The organism is Streptomyces sp. NPDC046308, from assembly GCF_055588065.1.
In genome coordinates this window covers 1,110,892-1,128,063 of the sequence record NZ_JBVJFB010000001.1, presented here as the reverse complement: position 1 = coordinate 1,128,063, position 17,172 = coordinate 1,110,892, and the positions used below count along the sequence as shown (strand labels likewise).

At 75.3% G+C, this 17,172-nt stretch carries 14 protein-coding genes; 5 read left to right on the top strand and 9 right to left on the bottom strand.

Annotation, left to right across the window (positions count from 1 at the left end; all coding sequences use genetic code 11):
* The first annotated feature begins 252 nt into the window (after positions 1–252).
* The 5 genes from ACZ6JT_RS04975 to ACZ6JT_RS04955 all read left to right on the top strand — a co-directional run bounded on the left by ACZ6JT_RS04975 (position 253) and on the right by ACZ6JT_RS04955 (position 7,206).
* The gene (locus tag ACZ6JT_RS04975; protein ID WP_469208200.1) at positions 253–1,173 is read left to right on the top strand and encodes an alpha/beta hydrolase; all 921 of its coding nucleotides are present in this window, start codon (positions 253–255) and stop codon (positions 1,171–1,173) included.
* A gap of 5 nt (positions 1,174–1,178) precedes the next feature.
* A complete protein-coding gene (locus tag ACZ6JT_RS04970) occupies positions 1,179–2,711 on the top strand; it encodes a DUF8189 domain-containing protein (protein ID WP_469207254.1) in 1,533 nt (510 codons plus the stop codon).
* An 88-nt stretch (positions 2,712–2,799) separates the two neighbouring features.
* Complete coding sequence (locus ACZ6JT_RS04965) at positions 2,800–4,833, top strand: DUF8189 domain-containing protein (protein ID WP_469207252.1); 2,034 nt, start codon at positions 2,800–2,802, stop codon at positions 4,831–4,833.
* Positions 4,834–4,957: 124 nt separating this feature from the next.
* Positions 4,958–5,767, top strand: coding sequence for a serine/threonine protein kinase (locus ACZ6JT_RS04960; protein ID WP_469207250.1), 810 nt, complete (start codon positions 4,958–4,960; stop codon positions 5,765–5,767).
* Positions 5,764–7,206 carry a serine/threonine-protein kinase gene (locus ACZ6JT_RS04955; protein WP_469207248.1) on the top strand — a complete coding sequence of 481 codons (1,443 nt, stop codon included), beginning with the start codon at positions 5,764–5,766 and terminating at the stop codon, positions 7,204–7,206. The genes ACZ6JT_RS04960 and ACZ6JT_RS04955 overlap by 4 nt, the downstream gene beginning before the upstream one ends.
* A gap of 22 nt (positions 7,207–7,228) precedes the next feature.
* Here the strand turns inward: ACZ6JT_RS04955 and ACZ6JT_RS04950 are convergent, their stop codons facing one another.
* The 9 genes from ACZ6JT_RS04950 to ACZ6JT_RS04910 all read right to left on the bottom strand — a co-directional run bounded on the left by ACZ6JT_RS04950 (position 7,229) and on the right by ACZ6JT_RS04910 (position 17,170).
* A complete protein-coding gene (locus tag ACZ6JT_RS04950; protein ID WP_469207246.1) occupies positions 7,229–7,678 on the bottom strand; it encodes a hypothetical protein in 450 nt (149 codons plus the stop codon).
* 74 nt (positions 7,679–7,752) lie between these two features.
* The gene (locus tag ACZ6JT_RS04945; RefSeq protein ID WP_469207244.1) at positions 7,753–8,547 is read right to left on the bottom strand and encodes a 3-hydroxybutyrate dehydrogenase; all 795 of its coding nucleotides are present in this window, start codon (positions 8,545–8,547) and stop codon (positions 7,753–7,755) included.
* Positions 8,548–8,657: 110 nt separating this feature from the next.
* Positions 8,658–9,581, bottom strand: coding sequence for an SDR family oxidoreductase (locus ACZ6JT_RS04940; RefSeq protein WP_469207242.1), 924 nt, complete (start codon positions 9,579–9,581; stop codon positions 8,658–8,660).
* Between the two features lie 9 nt (positions 9,582–9,590).
* Positions 9,591–10,895, bottom strand: coding sequence for an MFS transporter (locus ACZ6JT_RS04935; RefSeq protein WP_469207240.1), 1,305 nt, complete (start codon positions 10,893–10,895; stop codon positions 9,591–9,593).
* A 39-nt stretch (positions 10,896–10,934) separates the two neighbouring features.
* The gene (locus ACZ6JT_RS04930) at positions 10,935–12,218 is read right to left on the bottom strand and encodes an alkaline phosphatase family protein (protein WP_469207238.1); all 1,284 of its coding nucleotides are present in this window, start codon (positions 12,216–12,218) and stop codon (positions 10,935–10,937) included.
* Positions 12,219–12,256: 38 nt separating this feature from the next.
* Positions 12,257–13,273 carry a galactokinase gene (locus tag ACZ6JT_RS04925; protein ID WP_469207236.1) on the bottom strand — a complete coding sequence of 339 codons (1,017 nt, stop codon included), beginning with the start codon at positions 13,271–13,273 and terminating at the stop codon, positions 12,257–12,259.
* Positions 13,270–15,138, bottom strand: a complete 1,869-nt coding sequence (locus ACZ6JT_RS04920; protein WP_469207234.1) for a class I SAM-dependent methyltransferase — start codon at positions 15,136–15,138, stop codon at positions 13,270–13,272. The genes ACZ6JT_RS04925 and ACZ6JT_RS04920 overlap by 4 nt, the downstream gene beginning before the upstream one ends.
* Positions 15,135–16,301: a glycosyltransferase gene (locus ACZ6JT_RS04915; RefSeq protein WP_469208198.1), complete on the bottom strand. Its 1,167-nt coding sequence runs from the start codon at positions 16,299–16,301 to the stop codon at positions 15,135–15,137. Before ACZ6JT_RS04915 ends, ACZ6JT_RS04920 begins: the two co-directional genes overlap by 4 nt.
* Before the next feature lie 2 nt (positions 16,302–16,303).
* On the bottom strand, positions 16,304–17,170 hold the full coding sequence (locus ACZ6JT_RS04910) for an alpha/beta fold hydrolase (RefSeq protein WP_469207232.1): 867 nt from the start codon (positions 17,168–17,170) through the stop codon (positions 16,304–16,306).
* Positions 17,171–17,172 lie beyond the last annotated feature (2 nt).

Sequence of the window (17,172 nt, the reverse complement as noted above, 5' to 3'; positions counted from 1 at the left end):
TCTTCCCTTCTGTCGTGGAGCACCTCGATGAAAGGGCGACGGAACCGGCGTGTCACTCCGGAACGTTCCGGATGGCCTGGGCGGTGGGCGCGGTCCTAACGTGACGCCGGTGTCGGCCGGATCGACAGGCCGGCCGGTCCGCGATCACCGACACGCCGTCAGACTCGCGACCAGGAGGTCACCTTGAGCGCGCAGCACCCCAGCCGCAGGAGCATCCTCAAGACCGCCGGAGGCCTCTCGGCCGCGCTGGCCATGGGCGGCGCCGGTGTCCTCGCCGCCGCATCGACCGCCTCGGCCGTCGGCGACGGCTTCGGCCTGCACATCGTCGAGCGCGGCGAGGTCGACGCCCGCATGTGGTACTACCGGTTCCAGACAGGGGCGATCGGCTGGAACCCCGCCGTCAACGTGCTCCTCCCCGACGACTACCACTGGAGCGGACGCAGGTACCCCGTGCTCTACCTCTTCCACGGTGGCGGCACCGACCAGGACTTCATCACCTTCGACCGCGAGGGGATCCGCGCCTGGACGGCGGGCAGGCCGCTCATCGTGGTGATGCCCGACGGAGGCCACGCGGGCTGGTACTCCAACCCCGTGAACTCCAACGCGGGCCCCCGGAACTGGGAGCACTTCCACATCGAGCAGCTGATCCCGTGGGTCGACGCGAACTTCCGCACGTACGCGGAGTACGACGGCCGGGCCGTGTCCGGATTCTCGATGGGCGGCTTCGGCGCCCTGAAGTACGCGGCCAAGTACTGGGGCCACTTCGCCTCGGTCAGCGCCCACTCCGGCCCGGCGAGCCTGCGCCGCGACAACGGCCTCGTGGTCCACTGGGCCAACGCCTCCTCCGCCCTCCTGGACCTGAACGGCGGCACCGTCTACGGGGCGCCGCTGTGGGACGAGGCCCGGGTGAACGCGGACAACCCGGTGCAGCGCATCGAGAGCTACCGCAACAAGCGGGTCTTCCTCGTCGCCGGCACCAGCCCCGATCCGGTCAACTGGTTCGACACGGCCAACGAGACCCAGGTGCTCGCGGGCCAGCGGGAGTTCCGTTCCCTCCTCGGGAACGCGGGGATCCCGCACGAGTGGTACGAACTGCCCGGCGGCCACTTCATCCGGCACGACATGATGCAGCGCGACATCGACGGCATCGTCGACCGGCTGCGCAAGGCGTGACCGGCGTGCCTCCCCGACTTTCCCGACTCTCCCGACGCGCCCTGACCTGCGTCCTCGCGGCCACCGCCGCCACGGCCGCCCTGCTGTCCTCGCTGGTGGCCCCGATGCCCGCCGAAGCCCGGACCACGGGCCCCGCGGCGGCCGCGTGCCCGGCCGGCGGCATCGTGTCGCAGCACTACCACAGCGGCCACAACGGCGTGGACATCGCCAACGACGTCGGTACGCCGATCTACGCCGTCGGCGACGGCGAGGTGACGATCTCCGGGTACACCGGCGACTACGGCCAGTGGATCCGTGTCCTGCACCCCGACGGCAGGATCTCCGAATACGGGCACATGTCCCGGCGCGACGTCTTCGTCGGCGACCACGTCGCCGCCGGCCAGCAGATCGCCCTCATGGGCGCCGAGGGCAACTCCACCGGCCCCCACCTCCACCTGCGGATCTGGGGGGACCGGTCCACCTCGTACGGCATCGACCCCGAGGCCTATCTGGCGGAGCGCGGCGTCGTGCTGCCCTGCGTCCCGGGCAGGGGACCGCGTCCCACGCCACCGGTGTATCCGGCGGAGTCGGGCCGGGTGGTGTCGGCCCGGTCGGCCGACGGTCGCCTCGAGGTGTTCGCCGCGGGCGCCGAGGGCGTGCACCACGCCTGGCAGCAGGAAGTGAACGGCACCTGGTCCGCCTGGGAACCGCTGGGCGGGCCGGGCAACGCCGAACTGGCGATCGCACCCAATGCCGACGGCCGTCTGGAGTTGTTCGCCCTGGGCGGCGCCACCTTCCAGCACCGCTGGCAGCTTTCCCCCTCGGGCGGCTGGTCGAACTGGGAGGACTTCGGCGGCGGCGGGCGCGACACCGCGGCCGGTGTGAACGCCGACGGCCGCATCGAGGTGTACGCCTCCGGCCCGGCCGGCCTCTTCCACCGGTACCAGAGCGCCCCCAACGGCGGGTGGTCGCCATGGGAACCCACCGGCGGCGGACCCGCCGACAGCCGGGTGGAGATGGAGAAGTCCCCTGACGGCCGTCTGGAGGTGTTCGCCCTGGGCCGCGACAGCTTCCAGCACAAGTACCAGACGGACCCCAACGGCGGCTGGTCCGCGTGGGACACCTTCGGCGGTGGCGGCCGTGACCTCACCGCCGCCCACAACGCCGACGGCCGACTGGAGGTCTTCGCCTCCGGCCCGGCCGGGGTGTTCCACAAGTATCAGACCGGCCCCGGCGGCTGGTCCGAGTGGGAACCCACCGGCGGGCCCGCGGACGCGCAGCTCACCAGCGAACACACCCCGGACGGCCGGGTCGAGGTCTTCGCCGTGAACGCCAGTACGGCGATGCACATGTGGCAGCGCGCCGCCAACGCGCCCTACGACGCATGGTCCGCCTTCGGCGGCGGCGGAACCGAGGTCACCGCGGCCGCCAACGCCGACGGACGGATCGAGATCTTCGGCACCAGCCGCGCCGGTGTCCACCACAAGTGGCAGACCGGCTTCTCCACCTGGTCCGAGTGGAGCTGGCTCAGCGACACCGCCGGCCCCGGCCTCGACTGACCCGCCTCCCGACCGCCCCACACCCGACCGTGGTCGGCCGTGCCCGCCCGGGCACGGCCGGCGACACGGTCCCTCCGGAGGGAGACCCATGCCTGCGATCAGCCGACGGAACCTGCTGAAGGGCGCCGCCGGGGCGGGCGCGCTCCCGTTCCTGGGCGCCGGCCGGGCCGCGGCCGCCGACGCCGCCGACGCCGTGCCGCCCCCTCGGTGGGCCGGCGCGGGACCCTTCGCCCACGTCTACGACCCGTCCACCGCCGACGGCCCGCGCTACCTCAACGACCACACCCTGATCAAGGCCCGCGGCCGCTGGCACCTGTTCGGCATCGTCGGGGACAGCGCGCCGCGCGGCGAGTCCCCGGACAGCGCGAAGGAGACCTCCTTCGCCCACGCCTGCGCGCCGAGCCCGAACGGGCCGTGGACCACCCACGCCGACGCGCTCACCCTCGACCCCTCCTACTTCGGCGAGGAACACCTGTGGGCGCCCCACGTCGTCGAGGCGGGCGGCAGGTTCTGGATGTTCTACGCGGCGGGCGGGCGCACCGGTGCCGCGATCGGTCTGGCCACGTCCGACGACCTGTTCACCTGGACGCGCGAGCCGTCCGGCCCACTGTTCCGCGGGCTCGCGGCGCGCGACCCGATGGTGCTGCGGGTCGGCGGCGAGTGGGTCATGTACTACACCGAGCTGTCGGGCGCGGGCGGCCACCACGTCGTGGCCCACCGGCGGTCCGCCGACCTGCTGCACTGGAGCGAGCCGGGCGTCGCCTTCACCGACGCGACGACGGACACGACCGTCTCGGTCACCGAGTCGCCGTACGTCGTCGAACGGGACGGCTGGTACTACCTGTTCCTCGGGCCCCGGAACGGCTACGAGGGCACGGACGTGCTGGCGTCCCGGGACCCGTTCCGCTTCGACCTCGCCGGCTACGCGGGCCATGTCGCCGCTCACGCCGTGGAGGTGGTCGCCGACGGGGAGGCGTGGTACGCCAGCGCCGCGGGCTGGTTCCGCAACGGGCTGCACGTGGCGCCCCTGCACTGGCGCGAGACTCCACCGCCGTGGCAGAGCCCGGACAACCCGGTGGCCGGACTCGACGTCGGCGGCCGCCTCACGGTGTTCGCGCTCGACGCCTCCGACCGCTCGATGCTGCGGCGGGTCCAGCTCGACCCGGACTCCGACACCTGGTCGCCGTGGGAGGCCTTCGGTGGGCCGGCCGGTGCGGTCCCCACGCTCGGCCGCAACGCGGGCGGCCGGCTGGAGGTGTTCTCGCTCGCTCCGGGGGGCGTCAACCTGCACCACCGGGTGGAGCGGCCGGACGGCGGCTGGTACGAGTGGGAGGAGTTCGGCGGCCCGGCCGGCGCGGCCCCCGCCGTCGCCCGCGACGCGGCCGGCCGGCTGGAGGCGTTCGCCCTCAGCCCCGGCGGCGCCTCCCTCGCCCGGCGTCGGCAGGTTTCACCCGGATCCCTGGCCTGGGACCCGTGGGAGCCCGGCTTCGGCGGGGCCGCGGGCGCTCCGCCGGTGGTCGCGGCGAACGCCGACGGCCGGCTGGAGGTGTTCGCCCTCTCGCCCGGCGGCGCGGGGATCCACCACCGGTGGCAGGAGAGCCCGGGCGGCTCCTGGACCGCGGGCTGGCAGCGCTTCGGTACCGCGGCCGGCGCCGCACCGCGGGTGGCCCTGGACGGCAGCGGCCGGCTCACCGTCGCCGCGCTCGGACCCTCGGGCACGGGGACCTTCTCCCGGCGGCAGTCGGTGCCGAGCGGCGGCTGGGACGAGTGGCTGTCCCTGTCCGGCTGGAGCGCCGCCGCCCCGGCGTTCGCCGCCAACGCCGACGGCCGGCTGGAGGCGTTCTCCCTGACACCCGGCGGCGCCAGACTCGGTCACCGGTGGCAGACCACCCCGGGCGGGGGCTGGGCTCCCGGCGGCGAGTTCGGCGAGCCCGGCATCAGGCTCGCGGCCACGCCGACGGCCGCGCTCGACTCGACCGGCCGGACGCACGTCTTCGCCGTCACCGCCGAGGGCCGGCTGCGCACCCGAGTCCAGGACCGGCCGAGCGGCGGATGGCGGCCGTGGACCGCCTTCGGCGACCGCTCGGTCGCACCTCGGGTGTCGGGCGCTCCCGCTCTCTGAACGGGGTGCGGATCTCGCCAGGGTGACCCCGCCCGAAGTGGCCGAAGTGCGCCCCTGAACTCGCGCGGAAGATGAGTATTGTTCCCATCGTCGGACCGGTACGACGCGTGGAACAGGGGGCGCGGTGAGCGGCGTGGTCGTCCATCTCCCGCAGGGATGCGGTGGCACCGACGGCGGCGAACCGTACGGTGGGGCGGTGACGTTACGCCTCGGACCTGGCGAGGTCGCCCGCTTCGGACGGGGTTCCGCGACGACCCCCGTCGAGCTTCGCCTCGCCGACGCGGCCATCTCCCGCCTCGCCGGGGAGATCCGTGTGACCGACGACCACTGGCAACTGACGAACCACAGCACCACCCACAGCTACCTGGTGGAGAACCCGGAGGGAGCCGGGGAGTACCTGAGGGTCGCGCCGAGACGGGTCGGGGCGCCGGTCCCGTTCGAGTTCTCGCGGGTGGTGCTGCCCACGCGCGGCGACGTCGGGGTGTCCTTCCAGGTGTTCGCGCCCGACCACGTCTACCTGGACCCGGACGCCATCGGCGCCCCCTGGGGCCGTCTCACGGTCACCGCGTACTCCCTGGACGAGACGGCGGCGTACTTCCTCGTCCTCGTCGCGCTCTGCGAACCGCGCCTGCGCGACCAGTCCCGCGTCGCGGTGCCCACCACCCCCCAGATCGTCGAGCGGCTCAAGGGGCACGTCACCGGCGGCGCGCTGACCGCGCGTGCGATCAGCTCGCACATCGACTACCTCGCCGAGGAGAAGCTGCGCATCGGCGGACCGGACCTCCGCGAACCCGGCAAGAGCGACCGCCGCAACGGCAAGCGGGAGGAGATCGTCGGGCTCGCGCTGCGGTTCGGGCTCGTACGGGAGGAACACCTCACGCTGCTGCCGCCCCTGACGGGGGCCGGCGGGCGGGAGCGGCAGAGCGCACGATGACGCCGCCGCACGGCCTGCGCGACACCACCGCATGCGAAGCCGGGGAGCTGCTCCCGCCCGGCCACCGGGTGCGGGACTGGACGGTCACCGGCGTGATCGGGGCCGGCGGCTGGTCCACGGTCTACGCGGCACGGCCGTGCGACGGCCACCCGGACCGCAGCGGCGGCGCTCCCGCGGGCAGGGCTCCGGGACCCGCCGAGGTCGCGCTCAAGATCATGCCGACCGCCGGGTTCGCCCCGCGCCAGGCACGCAGGATCGTGGAATCGGCCCACCGCGAGGTCGAACTCGGGCGCAGGGCCGGCCATCCCCGGCTGATCGGCCTGCTGGACTCCTTCGTCCTCGCCGCACCCGAGCGACCCGCCCTGGACGGCGCGATCGTGCTGGTCATGGAGCGGGCCGCGGGCAGCCTGCGGGAACTCCTCGACGCGGGCGTGGCCGAGGCCGACCGGGCCCGGCTGATCACCGGCATCTGCGAGGGGCTCGCCCATCTCCACCGGTCGGGCTGGGTCCACGCCGACCTCAAGCCGGAGAACGTCCTGCTGGGCGCCGGCCGCTCCGTGCGGCTCTCGGACTTCGGGCTCGCCACCGAGATGACCGGCACGCACGGGTACGCGCCCCCCATGGGCACGCTGGACTACCTCCCGCCCGAGCGCTGGCGGGCGCCCCTCGGGGAACTGGGCGTGCAGATCCGGCCGACCGCCGACATCTGGGCCCTGGGCGTCGTCATCCACGAGGTCTTCGCGTCCGGAGCCTCCCCGTTCGCCGGAGCCACCCCCATGGCGCGGGGCGCCGCGGTCCAGGCGTACGGCGAGGGGCGCGCGCCGCTGCGCCTGGACCCCGCCGTGCCGCCGTTCTGGCGCGCGCTGGCCGCGGACTGCCTCGCCCCGACCCACGCGGCGCGCGCCCCGCACACCGCCGAAAGCCTGCTCGCCCGCATCGCCGCCGAACAGGGCGCGCGCGGGCCGGGGGTGGGGCGGCCGCGGGGCCGCCGCGCCCGCGCCGTCGTCCTCGCCACCGCGCTGTGCGGGATCGCCGGCGCGACCCTGTGGTCGGACGCGGTACGGGAGGGCCCGTCCGCCCTGCAGGGCCGGGCGGGCGCGAGCGCGGGCACGGTCCGGGTGTTCAACGCGGAGCGGGGCTGCCAGGGGCGGGTCGACCGCGACCCCCAGTGCAGTCTGGGGCTGGCGGTCGATCCGCTGCGGCCCTACGCCGCCGACAACGTCGTACCGACCCGGGTGTGGCACGGCGACGTCCTCGCCGCCGAGTGTCAGCTGCCCGACGGGCAGCCCGTCATCAACGAGGAGGACCTGCAGTCGACCCGCTGGTTCCGCGTCCGCCTCCCGCGCGGGTCCGTACCTCCCACGGCCTGGCTGCCCGTCGTCCGCACGAAGGACCGGCCGGAGCTCCCGGGATGCCCGCACCCCACGGCGGGACGCTGACGCGGCGCCGCCGCCGCGGGGGTCAGCGGTACAGGACGACGAGCGAGGCGAGGAGGAGTACGGCCGCGGCCGAGAGCCCGGCGGTCCGGTAGCGGTCCCACGCGGCCAGTGCGAGGCAGCCCGCCCACGCCCCGCCCGCGAGGGCGGAGGCCCACCAGCCGAAGTCCGCCCGGGCGGCGGCCAGGGGGAACACCGCGAGCAGGACCGTCGGCGGGACGACGGCGAGCCGGGGCCCGATGCCCAGCGGCTTGTAGACCGCCGTCAGGACGATCAGGGCGGCGGTCAGGGCGAGGGGGACGGCCGCCCAGTCCCACCAGGTCCAGCAGAGGCCGGCGGAGTCCTCGCACGCCCGGGCGCCGCGCCGCTCGACCCAGGAGAAGAAGCGCACGGCTCCGTAGGCCAGGACCGCACCGGTGACGGCCGCTGCGAACGCTCCCGGTACGACGGGCCGGGGGCCGCGGTGTGTGTTCATGCCGACAGCCTCTCCGCAAGGACGGCCGGGGGCCTGAGTACGCGTACTCAGGCCCCCGCAGCAGCGGCCGCTGCTCAGTGCGCGCCCCAGCCGCCGTCGACGGGCACCGACGCGCCGGTGACGTAGCCGGTGAGCGGACCGCAGAGCCACACCACCACCGCGGCCACCTCCTCCGGCTCGATCAGCCGCTTGATCGCGGCGCGTTCCAGCATCACGTCCGTGACCACGTCCTCGGGTGCGATGCCGTGGGCGGCGGCCTGCGAGGTGATCTGGTGCTCGACCAGCGGGGTGCGTACGTAACCGGGGTTGACGCAGTTGCTCGTCACCCCGTGCGGGGCGCCTTCGAGGGCGGCCACCTTGCTCAGCCCCTCCAGGCCGTGCTTGGCCGCGACGTAGGCGGACTTGAAGGGGCTGGCGCGCAGGCCGTGCACGCTGGAGATGTTCACCACGCGCCCCCACCCGGCCCCGTACATGTACGGCAGGCACTGCCGCATCAGCAGGAACGGCGCGGTGACCATCACCTTCTGGATCAGTTCGAACCGGGCCGGCGGGAAGTCCTCGATGGCCGCCACGTGCTGCAGCCCGGCGCTGTTGACCAGGATGTCCACCTCGTCGGGGAGTGCGCGCAGCGCCGCGGCGTCGGCGAGGTCCACACCATGCGGGCGGCCGCCGACCTCCTCGGCCACGGCGGTGGCCGCCCCGGCGTCGAGGTCCACCACGTGCACCAGGGCGCCGGCGTCCGCCAGCGCCCGCGCGCAGGCCCGTCCGATACCGCTGCCGCCACCGGTCACCAGGGCCGTGCGCCCCGAAAGGTCCACGCCGCAGCCGTGCGCGAAGGGTCCGGGAGCTGCGGGAGATTGGCTCGTCATGGCCGGAACGCTAGAGACGCCTCGCCGGACATCCCACGTCCGCGGTCACCACAGTGGACCGCGGGGAGGTGTGGGCCGACGCCATGCAGGCCTCCGACCGGCAGGACCCCCTAGCGGTAGCCGGTGGTGTCCGCGGGGCGGTCGGGGTCCTGGACCTCGACCATGTAGCGCCAGCAGTCGGGCCGGCTGCCGTCGAGGTCGGTGAAGCCGTACTCCTGCGCGAGCTGTCCGCTGGACAGGGAGCGGCCGTTCCAGCGCGCGACCTCCGGATCCGTGGCGAGGGCCGCGACCGCCCGCCCCACGTAGGCCGGGGTCTCGGAGATGGCGAAGTGCGGGACCTTCGCCAGCGCGTCCCGCCAGTTCTCCTCCGTCACGCCGAAGCTGTCGAGCATCATCTCGGAGCGCAGCCAGCCCGGGGTCAGCGCCACCGCCGTGGCCCCGCGCGGCCCCAGCTCGTGCGCCAGCGCGAACGCCATGCGCAGGACGGTGGACTTGGCGATGTCGTAGAAGAAGGACACCCGGTAGTTGGACGCGTTGTACTCGGTGGTGCCGTCCGTCATCTCCACCACCAGCCCGCCCGGCTCGCGCAGCATCAGCGGCAGCGCGAAATGGCTGGTGACGGCGTGGGTCTCCACCGCGAGCCGCATCAGACGCAAACCCTTGTCCAGGTCGTGCTCCCAGACCGTGCTGTCCCACTCGAAGAGCCGCTCGCCGCCCCAGATGTCGTTGACCAGGACATCGAGACGCCCCTGCTCGGTGTCGATCCGCCCCACCAGCGCCTCGACCTCGGCCGGTACCAGGTGGTCGGCGACCACCGCGATCCCGCGGCCGCCCGCCGCGGTCACCAGCTCGGCGGTCTCCTCGATGGTCTCGGGCCGGTCGTACTCCGAGCGCTTGCCGCGGGTGCTGCGCCCGGACACGTACACCGTCGCGCCCCGCGCGCCCAGTTGGACCGCGATGCCGCGGCCCGCGCCGCGCGTCGCCCCGGCCACGAGGGCCACCCTGCCTTCGAGAGTCCGCTGTGTTCCAGGCATGGACCGACCCTACGACGACCGCCCCGCCCTCCGCCCGCCGGACACGGCGACCGCCGCCAGGGACAGCAGCAGCCCGCCCGCCGCGAAGCCCAGGGCCTGGCCCGGCCCCCACAGGGTCCAGGCCGCGCCGAAGAGCAGCGAACCCGCGAACCGTGCCAGTGCCTGCGCGGTCTGCAGCGCCGCGAGGCCCGTGGTGCGCAGCCCGGCCGGGAGCAGCGGCCCGGCGGCCGCCATCAGCACGCCGTCGGTGGCCGCGTAGAACAGACCGAGCAGGGCCAGCACGCCCGCGACCAGCGGCGCCCCGGCCGGCACCGGAGCGAGCAGCAGCAGGCAGGCGCCGAGCAGCAGCGCATGCCCGCCGAGGAAGACCCGGCGGCGACCCAGCCGGTCGGCGAGCCGGCCCACGGGCAGCGCGGCCAGCAGGAACACGGCCGCCGTGCCGACGGGCAGCAGCGGGAAGTACGCGCCCGACAGGTCGAGCCGGCGCTGGAGCAGCAGGTAGAGGAAGGCGTCGCCGACGGTGAACAGGCCGAGCACGGCGGCGGTCAGGCACAGCCGCCGCAGGCCGGGCAGTCGCAGGAGGGTGCGTACGGGGGGCAGCGGAGCCCGGGGCGCTGCCGCGGCCGGGACGATCGCGGGCGCGGGCGCGGGGACGATCGCGGGCGCCGGGGCGGGGGCGGGCGCGGGGGCCTCGCGTACGAAGAGCGCCAGCATCACCACCCCCAGCACGGCGATGCAGCAGCTCACGGTGAACACGGCCTCGTACCCGTCCACCGCCATCCACAGCACCCCGAACGCGGCCAGCGGCCCCAGCAGCGCGCCCGCCGTGTCCAGCGCGCGGTGCACCCCGAAGGCACGGCCCTGCTCCCCGGGCGGCACGGACAGCGAGATCAACGCGTCGCGCGGGGCGGTGCGCAGCCCTTTGCCCGTCCGGTCGACGGCCAGTACCGCCGCGACCGACCAGGGGGTCGTGACGGCGAGCAGGGCCGCCTTGCAGAGCGCGGAGAGCGCGTAGCCGGTGCCCGCGACGAGCTTGCGGCGGTGGGTGCGGTCGGCGATCCGGCCGCCCGCGAGGCGCAGCAGCGCCGTGGCGCCCTGGTGGAGCCCGTCCAGGGCGCCGAACGCGAGCGGCGACATGCCGAGCCCGGCCATCAGGTACAGCGGCAGGACGGCGGTGACCATCTCCGCGGAGACGTCCGTGACCAGGCTGACCAGTCCGAGCGCGAACACCGTGCCGGGGACGGCCCGCAGCGGGCCCTTCGGGGCCGGGGTGTCACCGGCGATGTCCGCGGCCCGGCTGGTCGACAGGTACACGCATGCCTCCTCGGGAGCGGCCGGGCCGTACGCCCCGGCCTAGAACCAGTTGACGGTGAGCGGGAACGCGGCGGTGACGGTGGCACCGGTGGAGTCGGTGGCCGTCGCCGTGATCTGGACCGTGCCGCTGCTCCAGGGCTTGCCGGAGACGCGTCCCGAGCCGGCGTCGACGGACAGGCCCCAGGGCAGGCCGGTGGCGGCGTACCGGTAGGCGGGCTTGCCGCCGGTGGCGGTGAGCTGGATGGTGCAGGACTGGTTGAACTTGCAGGTCTGCGGGCCGGGGTTGGCCAGCTTCAGGTCACCCGGAGTGGGGGTCGGTGTCGGTGTCGGGGTCGGGGTGGGTGTCGGGGTGGGAGTGGGTGTCGGTGTCGGGGTGGGCTCCGTCGAGGTGTCGAACACCTCGCTGATCGGCTGGACGTTGGCCGCGTTGCCCGCGTGCGTCGCCGTGCCGAAGAGGTCCTCGAAGGTCCGCAGCAGGTGGTGGTGGTTGAAGGCGGTGGCGTACTTGCCGGTCTTGACCTTCGCGCCGTAGAAGACGGTGGCGATCTGGTTCGAGCCGAGGTAGTTGTCCTCGTCCCACGTGAGCACCAGAAGGCTGTTGTTGGCCTTCGCCCACTGCGCGTAGGCGTCGATGTTGTTCCGCGTCCAGGTGTCCCCGGTGTTCACGGAGCACGAGTGCATGTCGTTGCACTGGTTGGGGACCACGAAGGAGAGGTGCGGCAGCGCCGCGAAGTTGTTCTGCGGGAACTGCGTCCAGGTCTTCCCGGTGTTCAGCGGCACGTTCTTGAAGGCGAACCACGGGTTGTGCTTCTGCGCGTACTGGCCGTTCGTGCAGGCCGTGGACCCCTCGCTCGGCAGGTCCTCGTTGTACGTCGCGAAGGTCTTGCCCGCCGCGATCAGCTCCTGGCCGAGGTTGGCCGCCGTCATCGACTGCGGGGTGTAGCAGCCGTCGCCCGTGATGCCCTGGGTGGCACCCGAGAAGAGGTTGAAGTAGTTCGGCTGGCTGGGATGGGTCAGCGCCTTCATGCCGGTCAGGCTCGCGCCGCCGTTGGCCAGCTGGTTCACGTACGGGGCGTTCGCGCTGCCGATGATCTCCCCGTACTGCTTGTTCTCGTACACGACGACCACCACGTGGTCGTAGGCCGGCAGCGCGGCCGCGGCCGCCGCCGCGGGAGCGGTCGGGACATGCTCCGCCGCCTGCGAGTTGGCCACGGTGAAGGCGCCCAGCAGGCCGAGCGCGCCGAGGCCGGCCACGAGCGCCGACCAGCGGGCCCGGCGTCTCAGCCCGGCCCTGGGTGAGGGTGCGGGGGTGGGGGTGGGCATGGGTGTTTCCTCCCTGTCGTGGGTCCGGCGACCCGGTGTCATTCCTCGCGCCGCGCCGCACCGGCGACGGCGATGTTCAGGAAGCGCGGTACGGGCATCCCGCGGCCGCGGAAGTCCTCCGCGACCGCGGCCCGTACCGCCGTCAGTCGTGCCTCGGGAAGCAGCACCAGCACGCTGCGCCCCGGCCGCGGCCCGGGGTGCCACGCGCTGAGCGCACCGGCCCGCCGGGCGCAGGCCACGGCCCGGGCCGGCTCCCGCGCCCGGTCCGCGGCCTCGCCGCGCACGGCGACCAGCACCAGCCGGTCTCCCGACGCAGCCGGGTCGAAGGTCACGTACCGCTGTCGCCGCCGGGGCCCCGGACCCACCAGCAGGGCCCGGCCGGGCCGGGCGAAGAGCACCGCCCGGCGCAGGCCGTCGTCCCCGTCCGGCAGCGCTGCGGCCAGCAGCCCGGCCAGTTCCGCGCGGTCCGGACGCGCACCCGCCGGCGTGTGTACGTCGGCCACCGCCAACGCCACCGCGCACTCGGCGGGTTCGGCCGTGGCCAGCCCGGCGGCCCCCGTGAGGGAGCCCTGCACGTGCAGGTCCGACCCGCCGCGGCCGTAGCCGGCGCGGGCCAGCGCCCGCAGCACCGTGTACGGCCGCACGGCCCAGTCGGGGGCGGCGGGCGGCGGCCCGGACAGCGTCAGCGGCAGATCGCAGCTCTCCGCCGGGTGGGCGAGGGAGCTGAGCCGTACCAGGCCGTCGGAGCGCGGGGCCGCGGCGGCCGCCGTCGGCCAGCCGGCCGCCGCGACCAGGCCGGGGGAGCCCAGGTGGAAGGCGTACGGCGCGCTCCACACGGCGGCCGGAGGCCGTCCGTGCGCGGCCTCCAGGGCGTAGGCGACGAGCCGGAACAGCGGATCGACGGTGGCCCGCCGGGCCAGGCCGGCTCCGGCGGGGCCGGCCGGCTCCGCCGCGGCGGGGGCCACGGCATCCCCTCCGGCCCGGTCGGTTCCGGGCCCGGTGCCCGGGTCGGCCGCGGCGGCGCTGTGCGGCCCCGGGGCTTGCGCGCGCTTCACGACGCGTCCTTGCGGGCCAGCATCCGGTAGGCGTTGCCGCCGTCCGTGCGGTGGGCCGCCGCCGTGCGCAGGGCGTCGAGCACCGCCGCGCCCGCGAAGGCCGGCAGGGCGGCCAGCCGAACGGCGTGCGCGCGGGCCCGCGCGCCGGCCGTGGCCGGGGGACCCCACGGACGGTCCGGGTCGGGGGCCAGCGCGGTCGCCGCGAGCACCACCGCGCCGAAGAAGTCGTTGCCCTGGTGAGCCGGTCCGTGCTCCTCGGCGAGGACGGTGAACCCCCGGTCGGCCAGCGCCTCGCGCAGGTTCGCGGCGGGCATCAGGTGCTGGTGCTGGGGCTGGAACCAGGGCAGCCACAGCGGGCCCAGCAGCCGCGCCATCCGCGACTCCGGGTCGGGCAGCTCGATGGTCAGGAACCCGCCGGGGGCCAGCACGGCGGCCGCCGCGTCCAGTTCCGCGAGCGGATCCCGGGTGTGCTCCAGATAGTGGTACATGCTGACCACCTCGTACTGGCCCGCGAGCTTCGACGCGAACTCCGGGAACTGACCCTGGTATCCGGTCTCCACCCAGCCGCGGCGCTCCGCCCCGCGGACCCCGTCGCCCATGTCCAGCCCGTCGAACCGGGTCCGCGGCCAGACGGCCCGCGCCGCGTTGCAGAAGTGCCCGTGCCCGGTGCCGACATCGAGCCAGGACCCCGGATCGGCGTGCGGGAGGAGCATCTCGGCGCGCCCCCGGTAGGCGGCGCCCAGCCTTCCGAAGACCGTGCCCGCGCCCTCGCCGCCTCGGCCGTCGTAGAAGTCGCGGTAGTAGAATTCCAGTCCCTCCGGGGTCAGCCGGGGGTTCTGGAAGACGTGCCCGCACTCCCCGCACTGCTCCAGCGTGAACAGGCCGGGCTTGCCCTGGAGCAGGTCGGGCACCCGGACCCGGACGGCGAGGCGGCCGGAGCCGCACCACGGGCAGTCCGTGCGGCGCGGTTCGAGGAACCGCCCCGCACCCGAGGCCAGTTCGGCCTGGTAGGCGGCGGCCCGGGCGGTGTCCCGCGCGCGGTCCCCGCCCGCCCCGCCCCGCCCGGCCGCCGCGGCCGTACGCAGGGCGGCGCCGAGCGAGCGCAGCGGCCGGGCCACGGTGGCCCGGGCCAGACCGGCGGGGCGCAGCGGGGAGCCGGGGCCGCCCAGGGCGAGGTACGGCTGGAGCCAGTACAGCCCGGCCGCGGCCGCCCCCCACCGGCCCTGGCGCAGCGCGGCGCCCGCCAGCAGGGCCAGCCCGCCGAGCTGCGCGGCGGCCAGCGCCCCCGGCGGCAGCCCCTGGGCCCGCAGCTCGGCGACCCGCGCGGGCCCCCCGGGCTCGGCGGGTCCGCCGCAGCTCAGGCCGGGGGCGATGGCCAGGCCCGTCGCGTCGGCGGCGTACTCCTTCAGCCGACGGGTCAGCGCGAAGAGTTCCGCCGGATCCGCGCGCGGCCCGAGCGGATCCACCTCGGCCCGCGCCAGCACCTCCTCGGCGACGAGCACGGCGAAGCCGGCCCCGCGCCCCTCGCCGAGCCGGTCCCCCCGGTACCGGGCGGGGTCGACCAGCCGCAGCAGGCCCAGGGCCCGCTCGGCGGGCAGGTCCGCGGGCAGCAGGTCCAGCACCCGCAGGCCCTCCGCCTCGGCGTGCGCGCAGGCGGCGAGGAAGGTGGCCGGGTCGGGCTCGACACCGCCGGCGGTGAGCAGCCGCCACCCGGCGGGCCGCGGTACGTCGGCCCCCGCGGGCGGGGGCACGGGCAGCACCGGGATGGCCCGCAGCCGGCGCCCGGCGCGTACGGTGCCGGTGGCGAGCGCGGCCAGCAACACCGCGGAGGTCCACCGGACCCGGGAGATCGGGGGTGGCGTCATAGCAGCTTCTCCAACCGGTCGGCCGCGGCGGCAGCCCCGCCCGCCGCGGCGAATGAGGCCTGGATCCGCCGGGCGGCCCGGCGGGGGCCGGGATCGTCCAGCACGGCCGTGAGCGCGTCGCGCAGTTCCTCGGCCCGGGTCCTGCCGAACCGCACCCGGATGCCGGCTCCGGCCTCGACCACCTGCCGGGCCACGATCGGCTGGTCGTCCCGGATCGGGGCGACGACCAGCGGCAGTCCGTGGGCGAGGGCCTCGCACACGGTGTTGTGACCGGCGTGGCAGAGCACCGCGTCCAGGTGCGGCAGCAGTTCCAGCTGCGGGACGCTCTCCTGGAGCAGCACGTGGCCGGGCACCGGCCCGATCAGGGCGGGAGGCGCCGCCAGTACGAACTGGACGTCCTCGGCAAGCCGTTCGGCGGCTCCCAGCACCGCGCCGTAGAAGCGGGCGCCGGCCTCCTGGTTGAGGGTGCCCAGGGACACCAGCACCCGCCGCCGCGCCGGGTCCAGCCGCTGCCAGGGGAATCCGGGGGAGGCCGGCCGGGCCCCGAAGGCCGGCCCGACGTAGGCGTGGTGCGCCGGGAAGTCCCCTGCGGTCCCCACGAGTTCGGGTGTGGAGAAGACCAGGACCAGTCGCTCCGAGAACCGCGGGTCCCAGCCCCCCGGCTCCGTCGCCGCGTCACCGAACTCCGCGAGCAGACCGGAGATCTGCCCGGCCACCCACTCCCCGACCTTCGGGAAATCGGCGAAGGGCCGGGTCAGTTCGGCCGACGTGCTGGCGGAGGTCGCCCACGGGACGCCGAGCCGCCGGGCGACCAGCGGCCCGGCCAGGGCCTGCTGGTCGGCGACCAGCACGTCCGGCTCGAAGGCGCGGACGGCCCGTTCCACCCCCGGCACCATCGCCCGGGCCAGCGGCACCAGCGCCTCCTCCCACAGGAACCGCAGCGCCCCCACCCCGCGCAGGTCGCGCCAGCGCTCGTGCAGCGCCGCGTACTCGCCGCCCGACTCCTCGCCGGCCGGCAGGATCCGGGCCTGCGCCGGCAGCAGCTGGGACAGCGCCGAGGCCGGCCCCGCCCAGGCGGTCTCGTGCCCGCGGGCGGCCAGTTCGGCCCCGACGGCCACCGTCGGATTGACGTGCCCGGCCAGCGGGGGCACGGTGAACAGCACCTTCACCGGACCAGCGCTCCCGCCCGCGGCCGGGCCGCCGCCTGCGCCGCCGTGGCCGTCACGGTCGGCGAGGCCTGCGCGGCCGTCGTGTCGAGATGGGCCAGCACCGACTCCCGCAGCACCCCGCTGCTCTCCTTCAGCACGTCGTGCCCCAGGCCCGGCAGGATCCGCAGCGTGCCCCGCGGGGCGTGGCGGGCCAGCTCCCGGGCGCCCGGGACCAGTTCGGAGTGCTCGCCGCAGACGGTCAGGACCGGGCAGCGCAGCCGGGCGTAGTCGGCCGGGGTGAAGGTGCGGCTGGCGGCGATGTCGTCGATGAGCGAGGTGCGGTTGAGGAGGGCGTCGGCGACGGCCGTCAGGTTGGCGGCCTTGCGCAGGCGCAGGGTGAGCAGTTCGGCGGGGACCGGGCTGTCCTCCAGGCTGAGCGCGGCCGCCGACAGGGTGTCGACCATGTTCTCCACCCACGCCCCGCCGAGCGGCGGTTCGAGGAGGGTGAGCCCGGCGACGAGGTCGGGCCGGGCCAGGGCGGCGTGCAGGGCGAGGGTCCCGCCGTAGCTGTTGCCGACCAGGTGGACCGGGCGCTGCCCGAGGCCCAGCGCGCCGAGCAGCGCGAAGAGGTCCCGTACGGCGGTGCGGCTGTCGTAGCCGGAGGCCGGCCGCTCGGTCCGGCCGTGGCCGCGCAGGTCGTAGAGGACGGCCTCGTGCCCGGCCCGGGCCACCGGCAGGGCCAGGGGGCAGTAGAAGGAGGAGAGGTTGTCGACGACCAGCCCGTGCAGGAAGACCACGACGGGGCGGTCCGGGGCGTCGGCTCCTTCGGTGGCCGGGAGCCGCTGGACGTGGAAGCGCAGGGAGTCGGCGAGGACGAAGGCCATGG